Source organism: Aliiroseovarius sp. PTFE2010, from assembly GCF_049943335.1.
Taxonomy (GTDB): domain Bacteria; phylum Pseudomonadota; class Alphaproteobacteria; order Rhodobacterales; family Rhodobacteraceae; genus JBNFVY01.
The window spans coordinates 1-1,280 of the sequence record NZ_JBNFVY010000033.1; the positions used below are offsets into that span (position 1 = coordinate 1).

General features: G+C 67.2%; 1 protein-coding gene. It reads right to left on the bottom strand.

The window, feature by feature from the left end; all coding sequences use genetic code 11:
* The coding region (locus ACP2AV_RS15645) for an acyclic terpene utilization AtuA family protein (protein WP_426373698.1) at nt 1-1,262 on the bottom strand (1,262 nt) is incomplete at its 3' end.
* Nucleotides 1,263-1,280 lie beyond the last annotated feature (18 nt).

Genomic DNA, 1,280 nt, shown 5'->3' on the forward strand with positions numbered 1-1,280 from the left:
TCGATGCGGACCGAGGCGATGCCGCCCCCGCCCAGCGATTCATGCAGCAGGAAGTTCAGCGAATGGCTGCCGGGCAGATCAAAGCGTTCGACCGGGCCCTCGCACAGATGGGCGAAATAGTCTTTCACCGTCTCTTCGGTCAGGGCGGATCGGATATAGGGCAGATAGTCGGGCTTGCGCGCCAGAATGCCGATATTGGCGATGTCGCCCTTGTCGCCCGAGCGCCCCCAGGCCAGATCGACCAGCCGCACCTTGACCGCGTCGGGGCCAGCGTCGCGGCTTTCCACCGGCGGCGCGGCGGGCGGATCCAGACGCACCTCGTTGGTGGCGACGGTGACGGGCACGTCCTTGCCATCGACTTCAACCGCAACGGGCGTGGCGGCCTTGTCTTGCAGGAACGAAAACAGTCGCACCACCGGCTGCACCTTGGGCCGCCCGGCAAAGAACCCGGTCAGACCCTGCGCGGTGGAAATGGCCATCGGGGCGATTTCGCCGGCAAAGATGTTCAGCGCGCGCCGGTCGTCATGCGCCGCGCCGATCTTCAGCACCACTTCGCGCGTCCGGGCCCGGGCGTTGGCGCCATAGGCGGCCTCGGCGCCCAGGACTTCCACGCTCACCTGCCGGAAATCGCCCAGGTTCTTGTCGCGGAAAATCCGGCGGCACCGGGTCAGGATCGCGTCGGCCACGCGCTCGGCCTTGGCCGGGGCATCGATGGCCGCCAGCGTCAGCGTGGTCACCGCGCGCCAGCCGTCGGCATGGGTCGCCGACACCTTGTAGCTGCCGGTGCGCCCCAGCCCCTTGCCGCCCTTGACCAGAACCTGATCGGGGCCAACCTGTTCCAGCGTCACCCCGGACCAGTCGCAGATCACGTCGGGCAGCAGGTAAGCGCGCGGATCGCCGATCTCATACAGCATCTGTTCCCCGACCGAGCCGGGCACAACCAGCCCGCCCGTGTCGGGCGTCTTGGTCATGATGAAACTGCCGTCTTCGGACACTTCGACAATGGGCATCCCCATGTCATCCCAGCCCGGCACGTCCTGCCAGTCGGTAAAGTTGCCCCCCGTCCCTTGCGGGCCGCATTCGATCAGATGGCCCGCCAGCGAGCCCTGGCTGAGCTTGTCCCAATCGTCATCGCCCCAGCCAAATTCATGCATCAAGGGGCCAAGCGCCACCGCGCTGTCGGCGCAGCGCCCGGTGATCACGATGTCCGCCCCGCCGTCCAGGGCCGCCGCAATCGGGCGCGCCCCCAGATAGGCATTCATGCTCCAGATATCGTCAGG